This window comes from Bacillus proteolyticus (genome assembly GCF_001884065.1).
Classification (GTDB): domain Bacteria; phylum Bacillota; class Bacilli; order Bacillales; family Bacillaceae_G; genus Bacillus_A; species Bacillus_A proteolyticus.
The window spans coordinates 30,398-47,112 of sequence record NZ_MACH01000153.1; the positions used below are offsets into that span (position 1 = coordinate 30,398).

A 16,715-nucleotide genomic window follows, 5' to 3' on the forward strand; every position below is an offset into this window, starting at 1 on the left:
AAACCCCCTCCTTATACATTAGTGTGGGATTTTACGTCCATTTCATGTATAGAAGGAGTTTCCTTTTCTCGTTATTTTTTCGTTTGCTCAAGCCATTCTTTTAATTTGTCTTTCGATTGTTCCCCGCTAATACGGCTTACTTCTTTGCCATCTTTAAAGTGAATGATTGTTGGAGTTCCTTTAATTTTATATTCATCCCAAGGAGCATCTAGTTTTTCAATGTCCATAACTTTCATATCAACGTTCAAGTCTTTAGCCATTGGTACTACGATAGGAGATAGCTTTTGACAATGAACGCAAGATGTTTGATAAAAGTATACTGTTTCTTCTTTTTTCTCTTTTAAATTCTTTTGGAGATCTGAAAGAGAGATTTTATTTGTATAGTAGTCAGGGCCATTTGTCTTACTATCAGTAGCATTATCAATTTTCTGGCTAGTAGCGTTTTTTTCTTCCATTTGTGTTACAGCGAAAATTGCTGCGAACAAGGCGATAATAATACCACCAAATATAAGCATTTTTTTCATTCTTTCATCTCCTTATTTGTTTTTGATTACGATGAAGCTACAAACAGCGATTGTGATAAAGCCGATAAGTGCTAAAAACGGGATTGTCACAAAGCCAAACCAGTTTATGTATTCTCCCGTACAAGGTACGCGTCCGCAAGCTGCTCCAGCAGCTGAAAATGCTGCGACTTTTTGAATTGCATAGTGATATAAAGAAATACAAGCACCAATACTTGCAATTGGTAAGGAATAACTTGCAATGCGATAATCTTTTTTTACTACAGCAATGCCGAGCCATAAAACGAATGGATACATAAAGATACGTTGATACCAACAAAGTACACAAGGCTCAAATTTCATGATTTCGGAAAAGTATAGGCTACCAAGTGTAGCAATAAAAGAAGCTCCCCATGCAGCAAATAAAGCATACTCTTGCTTTTTTTCTCGTCCCATATTTTATACCTCTCTTATAATAGTTACATACTAAATTATAGTATGAAGTGGTAGGGAAAAGAAAGAAAAAATATGTTTATCAATAAAAGTTTTATAAGAGAAAACTTTTATTGATATAAACATTTTAAAAAGCGCTACTCTCTTGAAGAGAATAGCGCTATATTTTACATTTGAATTTGCTCTACTTCTTCTACATGTGACTTTTGGGATGCGTGGTCAATATATTGAAATAGGAGCTGCAATTGTTTATCAACTTCTGGTAGTTCTTTACTGTATTGATAAGCGTGTAAGAAATGCTCAATACGCTTAGAAAATAATTGATCGTTCGTTTGAACCATGAGAACGAGTAATTTATCCCAATTACAGCAATACGTGTAATAGAGAGCTTTATCATAGTCGTTATATGTTTGCACTGTGTACCCTCCTTACTGAGGAGTTATATATAGTGTGTGATAAGCGAGGAGAAATACACTTGAAAGAATTTGTTAAGAAAAAAAGTGAATGAAAAGAGAAAAACGAGGGATTTCCTCGTTTTTATGCTTTTGGCATTGGCGTAGGTGTTGGCTTACCATAGCCTTCTTTGTATTTATTGTCGATATAGTTACGAATTTCGAGCGTTGATTTTCCTTTTTGTTTCATGGAAGCCGATTCAACCGCGATTTCTAGGCAGTTGACACAAGTCGTTGCGTGAGAATCCCAAACAACTTCGCCATTCTTCTTAATTTCACGAATAAAGCAGTTTTTATTATTTTTATGTCCTACACTCTCACCGCAACCGCAGTAACATGGAATCCAATCTAATAGCTCTGCATTTTGTCCAGCGACAGTGTAGATATCTTTCATTTGCGGATCAAGCTTGTCTAGGAAGGTAGGGAGTGTGTCGAATCCTTTTGTTTTTTCTTGAATGTCAGCTTGCTGCGTGTGCGTGGCATGATCATGTTCTTCTTTTGATTCAGATGATTTTTTTTCATTTGTACTAGTAGCTCCGCATCCAGCAAGAATTAAACTCAGTACTGCAAGTAAAGAAAATACATATTTCTTCATACGCTTGTCCCCTTTACACATGTATTAATCAAATTGTATCAAATATCATGGCGTGTCGGGTGAAGATTTTTTCGACTGATTTTTGAAGCGCCATCGTAGTGAATGGAATAGAAATAAAATTGGGATATAAGCGTATACAATATATAAACCAGCTTGAGACAGTACTGTATTTAATGTATTGATACTTTCACGATTTGTGAAAAATAAGGATGAAATAAATATAGCTGCGATAAAAAGTGGCAATGTAATTTTAAACGGTATGTGAAAGGAAGTTTTACTAATGCGACAAGAAGACCAAATGGTTAAACAAAGATTAGGTAAAATAATAAGAAACCAGAGAAAAATAATAATGTACTCAAATCTTTGGATAAAAGGAACTTTAATGATTTTTAGCATCGTTAATGTTGGCCAAATTGTATGATGGAGTTGTCCTTGGCTATAGTACATAAGGGACACGATTGCTAGTATTACGTATAAAATAGTTGTAAAAGCAATACCACCGTGTGCCCATTTATGTAGTGATTTTCCTTTTTTAATGAGTGGATAAAAGATAAGAATTGCTTCAAATCCAAGAAATTCTAATGCAGATGATTTTGCTGAATATAGAATGTCTACAGGTGAATGGGTAAGAATCGGTAAAATGTTACGGACATGTGCATATTTCATAGGGAACACTAAGAAAAGTAGTACGAAAATCGGTATTACGACGCCCCAAAAACACATTCCTGTTACAGAGCGGAATCCACCTTTTATTACGTAATACGTCACGAGTAAAAATAAGAACGTTAATTTCCATGGCTTAATTGTAGGAAAGACCCATACTTGAATGACTTCAATATATGTACGAAGCACAGTTAGGCAAAATAAGAGAAGATATGCAGCAAAGCACATAGACAAAAAAGTTCCAAGCCATTTTCCGAAACATGTTGTATGAATGGCCATTAAATCATTATCTTTATCTAACATTTTTAACATACAAAACAGTACGATATGAGTTATAATACCCGCAACAATAAGAGAAATCCAAGAATCATAGCCGGCATATTTTGCAATAATTCGTTGGTATCCTAATACGCCTACTCCAATTTGAAGAGAGTGTAATAAAAGAAATGTGAAATAAGGGGAAACAGTCATTGTTTTATTTTGTTCAGCCATTGTAACACCTCACTATTCTCCAATACCAGATTGCACGACATTGATTTGAACATGAACAGCAACATCCACACTAGGGTACATTTCTTGAATTTGTTTTATCGTCCATTTTCGTGAGTGACTACGAATTTCTTCTCGTATACCTATTGGATCCACTTCTTTTTCTTGGAATTGTGTTATTAATTCGTTTAAATCTTTTTCAATTGTTTTTTCTATATGTTTTTTTACATATTTTATATTCTCTGACTTCGTTAAATCGAGCCAATCTGGAGCGTTTTTTATGAGTCCATTTAATTTGAGTTGAATATGGATTTTCGGGATGTCACCTGCATCAATCAGGTAACAAACGCTTTTTCCAGATAAATTTTGAGTGGTAATTAACCCTTTATGGTTACCTCGACGTATCGGAACTTCGTAACGTCCATTTTTAGTTGGATTAATGAGTAATTTGAATAAAAAAGATCCTTTTTTATCTGTATACATAACCACTTTATCCTTTTTTAAAAAAGCGAGTCCCTTAATGGAGGCAGACTTGTCTTCATCCACTTTAATATAAGGAAGAAATGGATCGCATCCCGATGAAAAATAGTTATATAAAAAAATATTTAAAGCGGTCCGTGGAATCGTTTCAGTTACTATATTTTGCTCCAGTAAATCAGATAAATATAGTGATCCATTTGATTTAATATGTTTGAGCAGATGTTCGGTTGAACCATCTACAAGTGCTAGTTGTACGTCTCGACCAACATTTGGATCACGTTGTAGGTTGTTAATAATGTCACCAATACCTTGTTCACCAAATGATTTTCCGAATAGGGCAACACGCATTTGTCCTACGGCGATAGTGTGTGGTGATTTGGCATTTAGAAGTGAAGAAATTGTTTCAATAGTGCCGGCAGTAGTTGACTGAGTTTCTGGTTTTGATTGAACACCTTTTGTGTAATCGGGATATAAAATCGTCCCGCGAAATTTTTTATCTTTCGTTATATCGAATCCACCTACATGAATAATTCGCTGTGTGTCTACTATATTCGGTTGTGTACATCCGGATTGGAAAATTAAAACGATAATAGCAAAGCATAATAAAATATTTTTCATTTTTCCTCACCATCAAGTTTTTCTTTCGCTTTGTTTGGATCATAGCGCCATTTCTTTTTCGGTCTTAGAAAAGAGGCACGTCCAGCAGTTTGACTAAATGGCAAGCGAAGGAGCCCCTCCGCAGTTCCTAAACCTCGAAATGGGTATAAAGGTAATAAATAAGGTGATCCAAGTGATTTTAAGCGAATTAAATGAGCTAATATGAATACGAATCCGACAATGAGACCTAGACCACCAAATGCTCCAGCTAAAATGATGAGAGGAAATCGTAATATCCGGATAGTGGAAGACATTTTTACTGTTGGTGTTGTAAAAGACGCAAGTGCAGATAACGCAACCGCAATTAATAAAATAGTGCTCGTTAAAGCAGCCTCAACAGAGGCTTGTCCAATTACAATCCCGCCAACAATACCAATCGTTTGGCCGACTTTGGTCGGTAAGCGTGCTCCAGCTTCGCGCAGTAATTCAATTGTAATTTCTAAAAAAAGTGCTTCTAACATAGGTGGGAACGGTACGTTAGCTCTAGAATAAATAATAGGGCCAAGTAAATCAGCTGGAATCATTTGATAGTGATACGTTAATACAGCTGTATAAATAGCTGAAGAGAATAGAGAGAATGCTGCTCCGAAAAAACGAACCATTCTAAGAAATGAGCCTGCTATCCATGGTAAATAATAATCTTCTGGTGAGACGAAAAAATCGAGTAATGTCGCTGGGCCAGCTAATGCATATGGTGAACCATCTGTTAAAATGACAATCCCTCCATTAAGTAATGCATAAACGGAGCGATCTAAACGCTCTGTAGGTAGTAAAACAGGAAAGGGAGAGTTACTGTTATCGCTAATAAACTGTTCAATCATAGTCGCATCGAAAGGAACATCAAAGTCAATGTCTTGTAGGCGCTGCATTGCAGTATTGACGTGCTGTTCATTTGTAATGCCTTCGATGTAAGCAACTACGACTTTTGTTTTTGATATAGAGCCAACGACAACTTCTTTGAAAACTAATTGCTCCGTTACGATATTTCGGCGAAGTAAGTGTATATTTGTATCGATATTCTCAACGAACCCGACTTTTGGACCGATGACACTATATTCATTCTCTGTATCGTTATATAACCGTGTACCTAAAACCGAACTTTCAGCACGAATAAGTGCATATTCTGCTGCTTGAGAATCATTCTTTAGCTGTATGAGTACATATCCACCTAATAATTTTTCACGAATATCATCAATAGAAGGATTGGTGATAATCTCTTCGAGTGTGACGATATTTGCTATATCACTTATATTTTCAATGTGATCTAATTCTTTTTTTATAGGTGTTAAAATGAATCGATTAATGAGGAGTGATTCGGCTGTAGATTTATAATAAAACAAACACAATGTTCCATCGTCTACTACGTTATAAGACACGAAATCACTGGATTCTTTCATAGTGTGGATAAACTCTGGAATAGAACAGAGTGCTTTTTTCTTCTTTTTAGATGATAAACGGAACATTTTCTCCCCCCTTACGTACATCATTTACTTGTGTTAGTTTTTGGGAAAGACGGGAATTTATACTTGAAAATTGAAAGTTCATAAAGTAAAACTTTAATCAGTGGGGGGTGTTCATCCCCGCTGATTATTAGCCCTCACCAATCGGGCGTTTACGGGCAGCGGGGCTTCTCCCTAACTGCTTTGCTCCAGCTGAATTTGGAGGTGGGAGTTTTACTACCCACAAATAGCGGGATAAAGAAAAGGAAGAGTATTGGATATCTCTTCCTTTTTGGCATGTTAATTTGTTTTCTGTTCTTTAATAGACTTCACTAATTTAATCATTTCTGCTCGTATATCTTCTTTTTTTACATTTAATTTTTCTGCAATTTGTTTAATATCCATGCCATCTTTTTTCATTTTTAGTACATCATCGAGAGGGGTATTACTTTTTTGAGCGATGATTGTTAACACCGCGAGATGACGTAAGCCGATGTTATACTCTTTCATTTTTTGTTTTAGCTGATCAGGTGTAGATTTGTGCATGTTTGCTAGCTCTTGTAGCAATGCTTTTTTCGTTTCTTTATTCATATGATGTTTTTTTAACTTACTTGGATCTACACCGAAATGCTCGGCTGTTTTCTCCCAAGATTTATTTTGCTTATAGTAAGCTAAAACGTCCTTAATTTCTTTTTTGCTTATTCTTGCAATATGAGCAGCTTTCCAAATTTCATGTTTGTTATAGCCGAGTTTTTCGAGCGACTGCATTTCTTCTTCTGAAATAGGATTATGATGGTGCATTGTTACTTCTTTTGGCGTGGCAGCGAAAGCGGGGAAGACTGTTGCCCCGCATAATAATGCTGCCATAGTCATACTTACTGCGATTTTTTTGTACATGTAAACTCCTCCTAGATGGATAATGTGGAAAACTTTACACATATCATTTCCATAAAATGTGAAAAACTTGTGAACAAGCTAAGTTTTTTTATTCACAGTAGAAAAAGAAGTTTTTAGATGTTTTCCAACATAAAACATTGATTAATAGTGAAAAACTAGGTTATAATCGAAATTGAAAATCAATATCAATAAAGAACTTATACATATAGATGAAAAATAAGGGAGAGAAAAATATGACTACATATACTTCCATCGCAAATGTGATTAAAGAAAGACGCTCTGTTCGTACATTTACAGATAAAGCAGTAGAAAAAGAGCTATTAATTGAACTATTAAACGACGCAACATGGGCACCGAATCATAAAAACCGTGAACCATGGAATTGTCAACTATACATTGGAGAAGGGCGTAAGCAATTAGTAGACGCAGTATTAAACTCTTTCTCAGAAGAAGAAAGAGCGAAACGCGGCAAAATTTTATCAGATCGTTTCTTAAGCACACCTGCGCAAATCGTTGTATATATGAATGAAGATCCGCGTCAAATTCAACGTGATGAAGATTACGCTGCAACATGCGCATTTATGCAAAACTTCCAACTGCTTGCTTGGGAACGCGGTTTAGGCTGTGTTTGGAAATCAGGTGGATTAAACTACAATCCATTATTTATAGAAGGAATCGGTTTAACAAGAGGCCAACGTATCGTTGGAATTCTTCATATTGGTTATTTCGATAAAGCACCAGACGGAAAAGCGCGAGCGCCGATTACGGAGAAGATGGAGATTATTGAAGGTTAAATAGAAAGGCATTCTTGTTTTGAACAAGGGTGCCTTTTTTATTTAAATAATATTTGGCAGGTTCGTTATGAGAAACGTCAAATACATATGTTTATGTGGATTTTAAATAGTCTTGTAGATAGTGGGGATGTGCAGTTACTTGCTTTAAAATAAATTCACTACGTATTTGGAAAGGAATGTCTTTATGTTACAAGCTGAACTTAAAGGGAAGTTTTATAGCAGTAGTGAAGATATATTGACGTCGTCCGTTATTGGAAGCATACGCTATTTATCTTCTCCATTGTTTTTTGTAGAGTTATTAAACAGATCGGTGAATAAGAACGGAAAGACTTTGCATGTAGATGGAACGGTAAAGAAAATAACCTTTTTATTTTGGAAAAGGTTAGAAAACAGTGAACCAGATGTTTTAGTACTCTTAGAAAATGAAGATGCTACGTATCATATTGTATGTATAGAAGCAAAGTTTTTATCAGGTAAGTCTAGTAAGGAAGATGAAACGGTTGATTTGATGGAGAGAAAGAATTTTCAACGTGATCAACTAGCAAGAGAATTGGAGGATTTACATAGCGACACTTTTTATAAACATATTGCTATTTCTCCTTCAAAAGTAAAAGATATATCGCTTATTTATCTTACAAACGATACAAGTATGCCCCTCGGAGAGTTATTGGACAGTGCCAAACATGCGCGTGTATCTGAAGAGGGAAAAAAGATATTTTGGCTTTCGTGGTCCATGATTTATAGTACGGTTTGTGAATGGATTACATATGGGACTGTACAAGATCAATGGATTTTATCTGATTTAAAGCTTTTACTAGAGAAAAAGGGATTGAATAGTTTTAGTGGATTATCAAGAATAGAAGAAGTTCAAAAAAATTGTTGGGTATATTCAAATACAAGTTCACAATACAAGTGGGATGGTTTATCTGAAGTGGTATGTGACACTTGGAAATATATGCGGAGAGGAAAATGATGAATGAGTACAAAGGACATTATGAAAATATCTATTCAAAATGTAAGGGAAGTTATTAATAATAGTATTTTGTTACTGCGAGATGTCGATAATATGGTGTCTAGGGAAGGGTTGACATCCCTGTTTGGAAATACATTAGGGACCGAAACGAGTAAGAATATAGGGCAGTCAATGGATCAAAATAGCTATACTACATTTTTTCCACAATTTATGTGTAGGGTGTATGTAAATCATAATGAATTACAAGAAAATAGAGTTGAGAAAGTGACTATTGTGAATGTGCAATTTTATCATGCGAATTGTCCATTACTATACCCTACAGTGATAGCTGGGGTTTTTAAATTGCCCCGTACTTTTACTGCGCAAGAAATTAAAGAAGAGGTAAACTATTGGTGGTTAAAATATGTTGCATTTGAATATTGTTCATATGAGAAATTAAAATTTGATGGAACATCGATTACTGTAAGGCCTTGGGTAGAAGAAAAGAATGAAACTGAGGTTGTATTTTGGTGTCATGAATTGCATACTTTTGAGAACCAAGGTGATATAGAGAGGAAAATAGTTGAGCAGATAAGAGAGTATAAGAATTTCCCCATGTACCCTAATGAGGGATGTTAATCCAGTAAGCTCAAGTATTGTTGAAATAAAAAAGGTGAATAAGTCGAGTAAGTTTGTTTAGTTCTCATGAAAGCTTGTTTCCAATCATACACTTTCTTAAGGGAAAGTGTAAGGAGGGAAAATAATGAGAGCAAGTGATGATAAAGCACTGCAATATGCGATTGCGGAAATTACGGAAATTGCGACTGGATTTGGGCTTGATTTTTATCCAATGCGTTACGAAATATGTCCAGCGGAAATTATTTATACATTTGGTGCATATGGGATGCCGACGAGATTTTCACATTGGAGTTTTGGGAAGCAATTTTTCAGAATGAAATTACAATACGATTTAGGACTTAGTAAAATATACGAACTCGTTATTAACTCTGATCCATGTTACGCCTTTTTATTAGATACGAACTCTTTAATTCAAAATAAACTCATCGTAGCGCACGTTTTAGCACACTGTGACTTCTTTAAAAATAACGTTCGTTTTTCAAATACGAAGCGAGATATGGTAGAGAGTATGGCGGCAACCGCAGACCGTGTGAAAGCATATGAGCATAAGTACGGAAAAGCAGAGGTGGAAACATTTTTAGATGCCGTACTTGCCATTCAAGAACATATTGACCCATCACTTATGCGCCCGAAACTTGCGTGGAGTATTGATGATTTAGAAGAGGAAGAAGTAGATAAGAAAAAGGCGTCGCAATACGATGATTTATGGAATTTAGATGATCGAAATAAAAAAAGGGAACGATCCAATATACGCAAAAAGAAGAAAATTCCACCACAGCCAGAGAAAGATTTACTCCTCTTTATTGAAGAATATAGCCGTGAGTTAGAAGATTGGCAGCGCGACATATTAACGATGATGCGTGAGGAAATGTTATATTTCTGGCCACAGCTTGAAACTAAAATCATGAATGAAGGCTGGGCTTCCTACTGGCATCAACGTATACTTCGTGAAATGGACTTAACATCTTCTGAAGCGATCGAATTTGCAAAGCTTAATGCAGGTGTCGTACAGCCATCAAAAACAAGTATTAATCCATACTACCTCGGTATTAAAATGTTTGAAGATATTGAAGAACGCTACAACAACCCGACAGAAGAAATGAAACGACGAGGCGTAAAACCAGGATCTGGTCGTGAGAAAATCTTTGAAGTACGCGAAATTGAATGGGACGTATCGTTCTTAAGAAACTACTTAAATAAAGAACTCGTCATGAGAGAAGATATGTACTTATTCCAGCGCCAAGGAAAAGAATATAAAGTAATTGATAAAGAATGGGAACATGTACGTGATCAACTTGTAAATATGCGTACAAATGGAGGTTTCCCGTACTTAGTAGTAGAAGATGGAGACTACTTAAAGAACGGAGAATTGTACATTAAACATAGTTACGAAGGAATTGAGCTAGATTTAAAATACTTAGAAAAGGTATTACCGTACCTTCATCAGTTATGGGGAAGAACGGTGCATATGGAGTCCATTGTGGAGAGTAAGGGCGTTGTGTTTTCTTATGATGGGAAGATGGTGCATCGGAAGTATGTGTGAGAAAAAGAACGGACATAGATTGCTATGTCCGTTCTTTCTTATTTGGAACAAAGCTAAATATGCTATTCTTGAAGAAAGGGAGTTATATATAGAAATGGAGCAATTCAAATGAGCAAAGTAGGGGGATGTAGGGTGGATATTACGCCGCCTTTAGGCATTGATTTTATCGGATATCATAGAGATACAGGAATTAATAATATTGAAGAGCGTATTTACGGGACGGTCTTTGTATTTGAAAAAGATGAAATAAAAACTGTGTTTATAAGCATTGATAACATTGGGATGTTAGTAGAAGATACGAATATTATTCGCGAGCGAGTAGGGAGTGAGCTTCATGTGCCGTTTGAGCGAATAACGGTTGTTTATACACATACACACTCTGGTCCAGAAACGGTCGGTGATGATCCGCTAGTACAGTCGTATAAAACGATTTTAGTAAATAATGTAGTGCAGGGTGCTGTTACTGCGAATAACAATTTGAAGCTATGTGAAGTTGGATGGGGTGTTACGACAGGTGAAATGGGAGTGAACCGAAGAGAGCGAACATCTGATGGAAAGGCGAAGATGGGAATAAGTATAGAGGGGATTGTAGATAAACGAATTGGTATGTTGGCAATAAGAGATGCAGAAACGAAGGATTTATCTGGGATTGTAGTGTTTTGTACTGCTCATCCGAATGTTTTAAAAGGTGATAGTGATGTATTATCCGCGGATTATCCTGGAATGACGAGAGAGATTCTTGAGAAAATAGTAAACTGTCCTGTTATTATCGTGCAAGGAGCTGCTGGTAATGTAAATGCGAAGTATCGCGGTTCAAGGGAAGCATTAAAGCAAATGGCTTACACACTTAGTGGACATGTATTAACGATGTTGCCAACAGTTACATATAGCCCAATTGTAAATTTAAGAACAGTCTCGAGTACGATGCAAATGAAGTTGAAAGATATTCCTGAAATGAATGAGATACGAAGCATGGCTCAATTGGCGGAGAAGCAGTGGGGTGTGAATACGGATGAATGGCTTACTATCGTTTTAGAGAAATATAAGCAAGGTATTCGGCAGTTACGTATTGATTTAGAAGTTCAACTGTTTCAAGTTAATGATGGTATGTTCTCTGGTATACCGATGGAACCATTTTCAGAGACTGCGTTAGAAATGAAAGAGCGTCTTCAAAATGAAATAGCTTTTCTTGGTGGATATACGAATGGATATATTGGTTATTTACCGACAAGGGAAGAATTTACATATGGTGGATACGAAGTAGAGTTAAATCCTGTTGTATATGGTCCTGTTACGAATTTATTGATGCCACCGGAGGAAAATACTGCAGATGTAATCGTACAGAAAGCTATAGAACTATACGCAAAAGAACTTAGAGGGATCTAAGTTCTTTTTTGTTTCAAATTTGTGAAAGAAAGCCATATTGATTGAAATTAAATTTTTTATAATTTACCATATACCCATACAGGTATAGGTTTTATGTTTGTGATACATGAGAAAATTAAATAATAAACAATATGGAGGTTTGAAATATGTCTAGAAAAATAGTTGTAGTAGGCGGAGTTGCTGGCGGGGCATCAGTAGCTGCAAGGCTTCGTCGTTTAAGTGAAGAAGATGAAATTATTATGGTGGAGCGCGGTGAATATATTTCATTTGCAAATTGTGGATTACCATACTATATTGGCGATGTCATTACAGAAAGACAAAAACTATTAGTACAAACTGTTGAAAAGATGTCAAAGCGTTTTAATTTAGATATACGTGTATTAAGTGAAGTGGTAAAGATTAATAAAGAAGAGAAAACAATTACAATAAAGAATGTAACTACAAATGAAACATATAACGAGAACTATGATGTGTTAATTCTTTCACCAGGGGCAAAACCAATTGTTCCACCTATTCCAGGTATTGAAGAAGCGAAAGCGATGTTTACGTTACGAAGTGTACCTGATACAGATCGTATTAAAGCATATATTGATGAGAAGAAACCACGTCATGCGACGGTTATTGGTGGTGGATTTATTGGAGTGGAAATGGTTGAAAATTTAAGAGAACGAGGACTTGATGTTACTCTTGTAGAGATGGCCAATCAAGTGATGCCACCGATTGATTATGAAATGGCTGCATATGTACACGAGCATATGAAGAATCACAATGTTGAGCTTGTTTTTGAAGATGGTGTAGATGCATTGGAAGCGGACGGGACTGTTGTACGTTTAAAAAGTGGTTCAAACATACAGACAGATATGATTATTTTAGCAATTGGTGTACAACCAGAGAGTAGTTTAGCGAAGGATGCAGGATTAGCACTAGGAGTTAGAGGAACGATAAAAGTAAATGAGAAATTTCAAACATCGGACCAACATATATATGCAATTGGTGATGCGATTGAAGTAAAAGATTTTGTTACAGAAACAGAAACAATGATTCCTTTAGCGTGGCCGGCTAATCGTCAAGGTCGCATGTTAGCAGATATTATTCATGGTCATACGGATTCTTTATATAAAGGTACGATGGGAACTTCTATAGCTAAAGTTTTTGATCTAACAGTTGCTTCGACTGGAGTAAATGAGAAAATATTAAAACGATTAAATATACCCTATGAGGTAGTACATGTACAAGCGAATTCGCATGCTGGATACTATCCGAATGCTACGCCAGTGCTAATAAAATTAATTTTTAATAAAGAGAGTGGAAAAATTTATGGAGCACAGGCTTTAGGACGTGACGGGGTAGATAAGCGTATCGATGTTATTGCAACGGCAATGAAGGCGAATTTAACTGTAATTGATTTACCGGATTTAGAATTATCATATGCCCCGCCCTATTCTTCCGCAAAAGATCCAGTAAACATGGTAGGGTATGCGGCAAGCAATATAGTAGATGGTTTTGTGGACACGGTACAATGGCATGAAATAGATCGTATTGTTGAAAATGGTGGATATCTTATGGATGTTCGAGAGCCTAATGAATTAAAGCAAGGAATGATTAAAGGTTCTATTAATATTCCATTAGATGAATTACGTGATCGCTTGGATGAAGTACCATTAGATAAAGAAATATATATTACTTGTCAACTGGGTATGAGGGGATATGTTGCAGCACGTATGTTAATGGAAAAAGGATATAAGGTAAAGAATGTAGATGGTGGCTTTAAATTATACGGGACAGTATTACCAGACCGTATTGTATATTGAAGTTTATGGGCAGTGAATCTTCCACTTTAAAAGTTGGTGGGAGATTGCTGCTCGTAAAATTCAGCTTTGTATAGCCTACAAAAAATAAGGATAGAAGTCTCACTTCATGCCTTTTTTCATATGTAGTTAAAAAATTAAAATTAAGGGGTTTACAAGATACCCTATAGGGTATAATATATTGTCATAAGATATAAATAGTGACATAATGGTAATGAGGTGATTATAGAATGGAATATAATCAAGATATGAAAAATAGATTAAAACGTATTGAAGGTCAAGTTCGTGGTGTGCTTCGCATGATGGAAGAGGGAAAAGATTGCCGAGATGTTATTACACAGTTAACTGCATCCCGTTCTGCACTTGATCGTACAATTGGGCTCGTTGTTGGAACAAATTTAGAGCAATGTTTACGTGAACAGTTTGAAAGTGGTAATGGTTCAAATGAAGAGTTAATTAAAGAAGCTGTTCAATTACTTGTAAAAAGCCGATAATCTGTCAAACATAAGTGTTGACAGATTTTCAAAAACGTTTTAATATACCCCTACTGGTATATGTATATAAAATGTGGAGGAATCGATAATGAGTATAAAAGTAGATATGAGTTTAGATTGTAAAGGTTTGGCTTGTCCGATGCCGATTGTGAAGACGAAGAAGGCGATGGAGAGTCTCGCATCAGGGCAAGTGATTGAAATGGAGGCAACAGATAAAGGATCTACGATAGATATACAAAGTTGGGCGAGTAAAGTAGGGCATCAATATATCGGGACGAAACACGAAGGTGACATATTGATGCATTATGTGAGGAAAGCACACGAGCATGAAGTGAATGAAGTTGTGAAATATCCTCATACAATTACGAATACGGAATTACAGTCTATATTATCTCGCGAGGAAGAGTGCATCGTATTAGATGTTCGCGAAGCAGCGGAGTTTGCTTTTGGTCATATTCCAACAGCCATTTCGGTGCCGTTAGGCGAATTAGACAGTGCAGCGTTAGATCAGACGAAGCAAATATATGTTATTTGCCGAACAGGTAACCGCAGTGATGTAGCTTGCCAAATGTTGAAAGAGAAAGGTTATTCAAACATGAAAAATGTCATTCCAGGTATGCTAGAGTGGCAAGGGAATATAGAGAATTAAAATTTTTTAACTGAAAACATACCATAGGGGGTAAAAAGATGAGTGTTAAATCCTTACAAGCAAAAGATGTCGCAGAGCAAGTTTTATTCGGAGAGTTGTTTATTTTAGATGTTCGTAATGAGACGGATTATGAAGATTGGAAAATTGAAGGGAAACAAATCACTTCTATAAACAAACCGTATTTTGATTTATTAGATGGTGTAGATCATATTGCAAGTGAATTGCCGAGAGAGAAAGAAATTTTAGTTGTATGTGCGAAAGAAGGATCTTCTCGGTTTGTCGCAGAGCAATTGTTAGATGCTGGTTTCAATAATGTTTATTATTTAGCTGGCGGTATGAAAGCTTGGAGTGAATATGTGAAGCCATTAAAAGTAGGAGATGTACAGGGCGGGGGAAGTATATATCAATTTAATCGCCTTGGAAAAGGGTGTTTATCTTATATGGTCATTTCAAACGGTGAAGCAGCAGTTATTGATGCGGTGAGAACAATTGAAGCATACGAAGATTTTGCAAAAGAGCACGGGGCTACTATTACTAACGTAATGGATACACATCTACATGCAGATCATATTTCTGGTGGGCGTAAGTTAGCTGAAAAAGTAGGCGGTACGTATTGGTTACCTCCAAAAGATGCGGAGGAAGTCGTTTTCTCTTACGAACCGCTTGTAGAAAGTACTGTTATTACGGTGGGGGGTACCCTGATTCATATTGATGCGCTATACTCACCAGGGCATACGATTGGAAGTACATCATTTATTATTGATGAGACCTATTTATTATCAGGCGATATTTTATTTGTAGATTCAATCGGGCGTCCAGATCTTGCTGGGAAGGCGGAAGACTGGGTAGGGGATTTACGAAATACTTTATATAAACGTTATAAGGAATTATCTCAAGATTTAATTGTTTTACCAGCTCATTATTCAAAAATAAGTGAGATGGGTGAAAGAGGTATTGTAAGTGCGAATTTACAAGATCTATTTAAGGAGAATGTAGGATTAAATATTGTCGATGAGGCAGAGTTTCGTAAAATCGTGACAGAGAACTTACCACCTCAGCCAAATGCGTATGAAGAAATTCGTCAAACGAATATGGGGAAAATTCATCCGAGTATGGAAGAAGCACGTGAAATGGAGATTGGCCCAAATCGTTGTGCAGTTCATGAGTCATTATAAAATAACAAACTGGAGGAATAGATGATGAATGTAAAACAAGTATTAGATGCGAAAGGTTTAGCATGTCCAATGCCGATTGTAAGAACGAAAAGAGCGATGGATACTTTACAATCTGGAGAAGTGTTAGAAGTACATGTAACGGATAAAGGGTCAATTAAGGATATTCCAGCGTGGGCAAACAAAACTGGTCATGACATCGTAAAGCATGCAGAAGAAAGCGATGTACTGAAGTTTTGGATTAAGAAGGCGTAGAAAGAAATAATTTTATAACTGTAGAGGGGGAGTTATATGAACACAATATTAAGTACGCTTTTCATTGTACTTGCTGCAGCGTTTGTTATTTCACGTTTTTTACCGGTGAAAGGTGTTCAAAATATAAATGGAAAAGAATTAAAGAGTATAGTGGGGAAAAAGGGGAAACAATTTATCGATGTTCGTACAGTAGGTGAATATAGAGGAAATCATATGAAAGGATTTCAGAATATCCCGCTAAATGAGTTAGTTAGTAAAGCAAATCAGCTAGATAAAAATAAAGAAGTAATCGTTATTTGTCAGAGCGGGATGAGAAGCAAGCAGCAAAAGTATTAAAGAAATTAGGATTTCAGCGCATTATAAATGTTTCAGGTGGTATGAACGCTTTGTAAGGAAAG

General features: G+C 36.1%; 18 protein-coding genes and 1 pseudogene. 11 read left to right on the plus strand and 8 right to left on the minus strand.

What is annotated here, in order from left to right:
• Window positions 1-71: 71 nt before the first annotated feature.
• The 8 genes from BAQ49_RS26965 to BAQ49_RS27000 form a co-directional block, all read right to left on the minus strand.
• A complete protein-coding gene (locus BAQ49_RS26965) occupies window positions 72-524 on the minus strand; it encodes a thioredoxin family protein (RefSeq protein WP_071747786.1) in 453 nt (150 codons plus the stop codon).
• 12 nt (window positions 525-536) lie between these two features.
• Window positions 537-956 carry a disulfide formation protein C gene (locus tag BAQ49_RS26970; RefSeq protein WP_071747787.1) on the minus strand — a complete coding sequence of 140 codons (420 nt, stop codon included), beginning with the start codon at window positions 954-956 and terminating at the stop codon, window positions 537-539.
• A gap of 164 nt (window positions 957-1,120) precedes the next feature.
• Window positions 1,121-1,369 carry a YhdB family protein gene (locus tag BAQ49_RS26975; protein WP_001195459.1) on the minus strand — a complete coding sequence of 83 codons (249 nt, stop codon included), beginning with the start codon at window positions 1,367-1,369 and terminating at the stop codon, window positions 1,121-1,123.
• A gap of 121 nt (window positions 1,370-1,490) precedes the next feature.
• Entirely contained in the window at window positions 1,491-2,000 is a 510-nt protein-coding gene (locus BAQ49_RS26980; RefSeq protein WP_071747788.1) for a PCYCGC domain-containing protein, read from the minus strand.
• Window positions 2,001-2,045: 45 nt separating this feature from the next.
• Window positions 2,046-3,155 carry a GerAB/ArcD/ProY family transporter gene (locus BAQ49_RS26985; protein WP_071747789.1) on the minus strand — a complete coding sequence of 370 codons (1,110 nt, stop codon included), beginning with the start codon at window positions 3,153-3,155 and terminating at the stop codon, window positions 2,046-2,048.
• A gap of 12 nt (window positions 3,156-3,167) precedes the next feature.
• Window positions 3,168-4,250, minus strand: a complete 1,083-nt coding sequence (gene gerYC / locus BAQ49_RS26990; RefSeq protein WP_071747790.1) for a spore germination protein GerYC — start codon at window positions 4,248-4,250, stop codon at window positions 3,168-3,170.
• Window positions 4,247-5,752 carry a spore germination protein gene (locus BAQ49_RS26995; RefSeq protein WP_071747791.1) on the minus strand — a complete coding sequence of 502 codons (1,506 nt, stop codon included), beginning with the start codon at window positions 5,750-5,752 and terminating at the stop codon, window positions 4,247-4,249. The genes gerYC and BAQ49_RS26995 overlap by 4 nt, the downstream gene beginning before the upstream one ends.
• A 276-nt stretch (window positions 5,753-6,028) precedes the next feature.
• Window positions 6,029-6,625: a hypothetical protein gene (locus BAQ49_RS27000; protein WP_071747792.1), complete on the minus strand. Its 597-nt coding sequence runs from the start codon at window positions 6,623-6,625 to the stop codon at window positions 6,029-6,031.
• A gap of 233 nt (window positions 6,626-6,858) precedes the next feature.
• Here BAQ49_RS27000 and BAQ49_RS27005 point away from each other — a divergent pair, with 233 nt between their 5' ends.
• The 11 genes and pseudogenes from BAQ49_RS27005 to BAQ49_RS27055 all read left to right on the plus strand — a co-directional run bounded on the left by BAQ49_RS27005 (window position 6,859) and on the right by BAQ49_RS27055 (window position 16,709).
• The gene (locus tag BAQ49_RS27005) at window positions 6,859-7,419 is read left to right on the plus strand and encodes a nitroreductase family protein (protein WP_071747793.1); all 561 of its coding nucleotides are present in this window, start codon (window positions 6,859-6,861) and stop codon (window positions 7,417-7,419) included.
• Window positions 7,420-7,603: 184 nt separating this feature from the next.
• On the plus strand, window positions 7,604-8,392 hold the full coding sequence (locus tag BAQ49_RS27010; RefSeq protein WP_071747794.1) for a hypothetical protein: 789 nt from the start codon (window positions 7,604-7,606) through the stop codon (window positions 8,390-8,392).
• Between the two features lie 21 nt (window positions 8,393-8,413).
• Window positions 8,414-9,010 (plus strand): hypothetical protein, encoded by a 597-nt coding sequence (locus BAQ49_RS27015; protein ID WP_244159147.1) that lies wholly within the window; start codon window positions 8,414-8,416, stop codon window positions 9,008-9,010.
• 124 nt (window positions 9,011-9,134) lie between these two features.
• Window positions 9,135-10,553 carry a stage V sporulation protein SpoVR gene (gene spoVR, locus BAQ49_RS27020; RefSeq protein ID WP_071747796.1) on the plus strand — a complete coding sequence of 473 codons (1,419 nt, stop codon included), beginning with the start codon at window positions 9,135-9,137 and terminating at the stop codon, window positions 10,551-10,553.
• 108 nt (window positions 10,554-10,661) lie between these two features.
• Window positions 10,662-11,939 carry a neutral/alkaline non-lysosomal ceramidase N-terminal domain-containing protein gene (locus BAQ49_RS27025; protein WP_071747797.1) on the plus strand — a complete coding sequence of 426 codons (1,278 nt, stop codon included), beginning with the start codon at window positions 10,662-10,664 and terminating at the stop codon, window positions 11,937-11,939.
• Between the two features lie 146 nt (window positions 11,940-12,085).
• A complete protein-coding gene (gene cdr, locus BAQ49_RS27030; RefSeq protein ID WP_071747798.1) occupies window positions 12,086-13,750 on the plus strand; it encodes a CoA-disulfide reductase in 1,665 nt (554 codons plus the stop codon).
• A gap of 227 nt (window positions 13,751-13,977) precedes the next feature.
• The gene (locus BAQ49_RS27035) at window positions 13,978-14,241 is read left to right on the plus strand and encodes a metal-sensitive transcriptional regulator (RefSeq protein ID WP_002063885.1); all 264 of its coding nucleotides are present in this window, start codon (window positions 13,978-13,980) and stop codon (window positions 14,239-14,241) included.
• A gap of 73 nt (window positions 14,242-14,314) precedes the next feature.
• Window positions 14,315-14,890: a sulfurtransferase TusA family protein gene (locus tag BAQ49_RS27040; RefSeq protein ID WP_116733511.1), complete on the plus strand. Its 576-nt coding sequence runs from the start codon at window positions 14,315-14,317 to the stop codon at window positions 14,888-14,890.
• 38 nt (window positions 14,891-14,928) lie between these two features.
• Complete coding sequence (locus BAQ49_RS27045) at window positions 14,929-16,065, plus strand: MBL fold metallo-hydrolase (protein WP_071747800.1); 1,137 nt, start codon at window positions 14,929-14,931, stop codon at window positions 16,063-16,065.
• Window positions 16,066-16,086: 21 nt separating this feature from the next.
• Window positions 16,087-16,317, plus strand: a complete 231-nt coding sequence (locus BAQ49_RS27050) for a sulfurtransferase TusA family protein (protein ID WP_071747801.1) — start codon at window positions 16,087-16,089, stop codon at window positions 16,315-16,317.
• 36 nt (window positions 16,318-16,353) lie between these two features.
• Window positions 16,354-16,709 (plus strand): annotated as a pseudogene (locus BAQ49_RS27055) (rhodanese-like domain-containing protein).
• The last annotated feature ends 6 nt before the right edge of the window (window positions 16,710-16,715 follow it).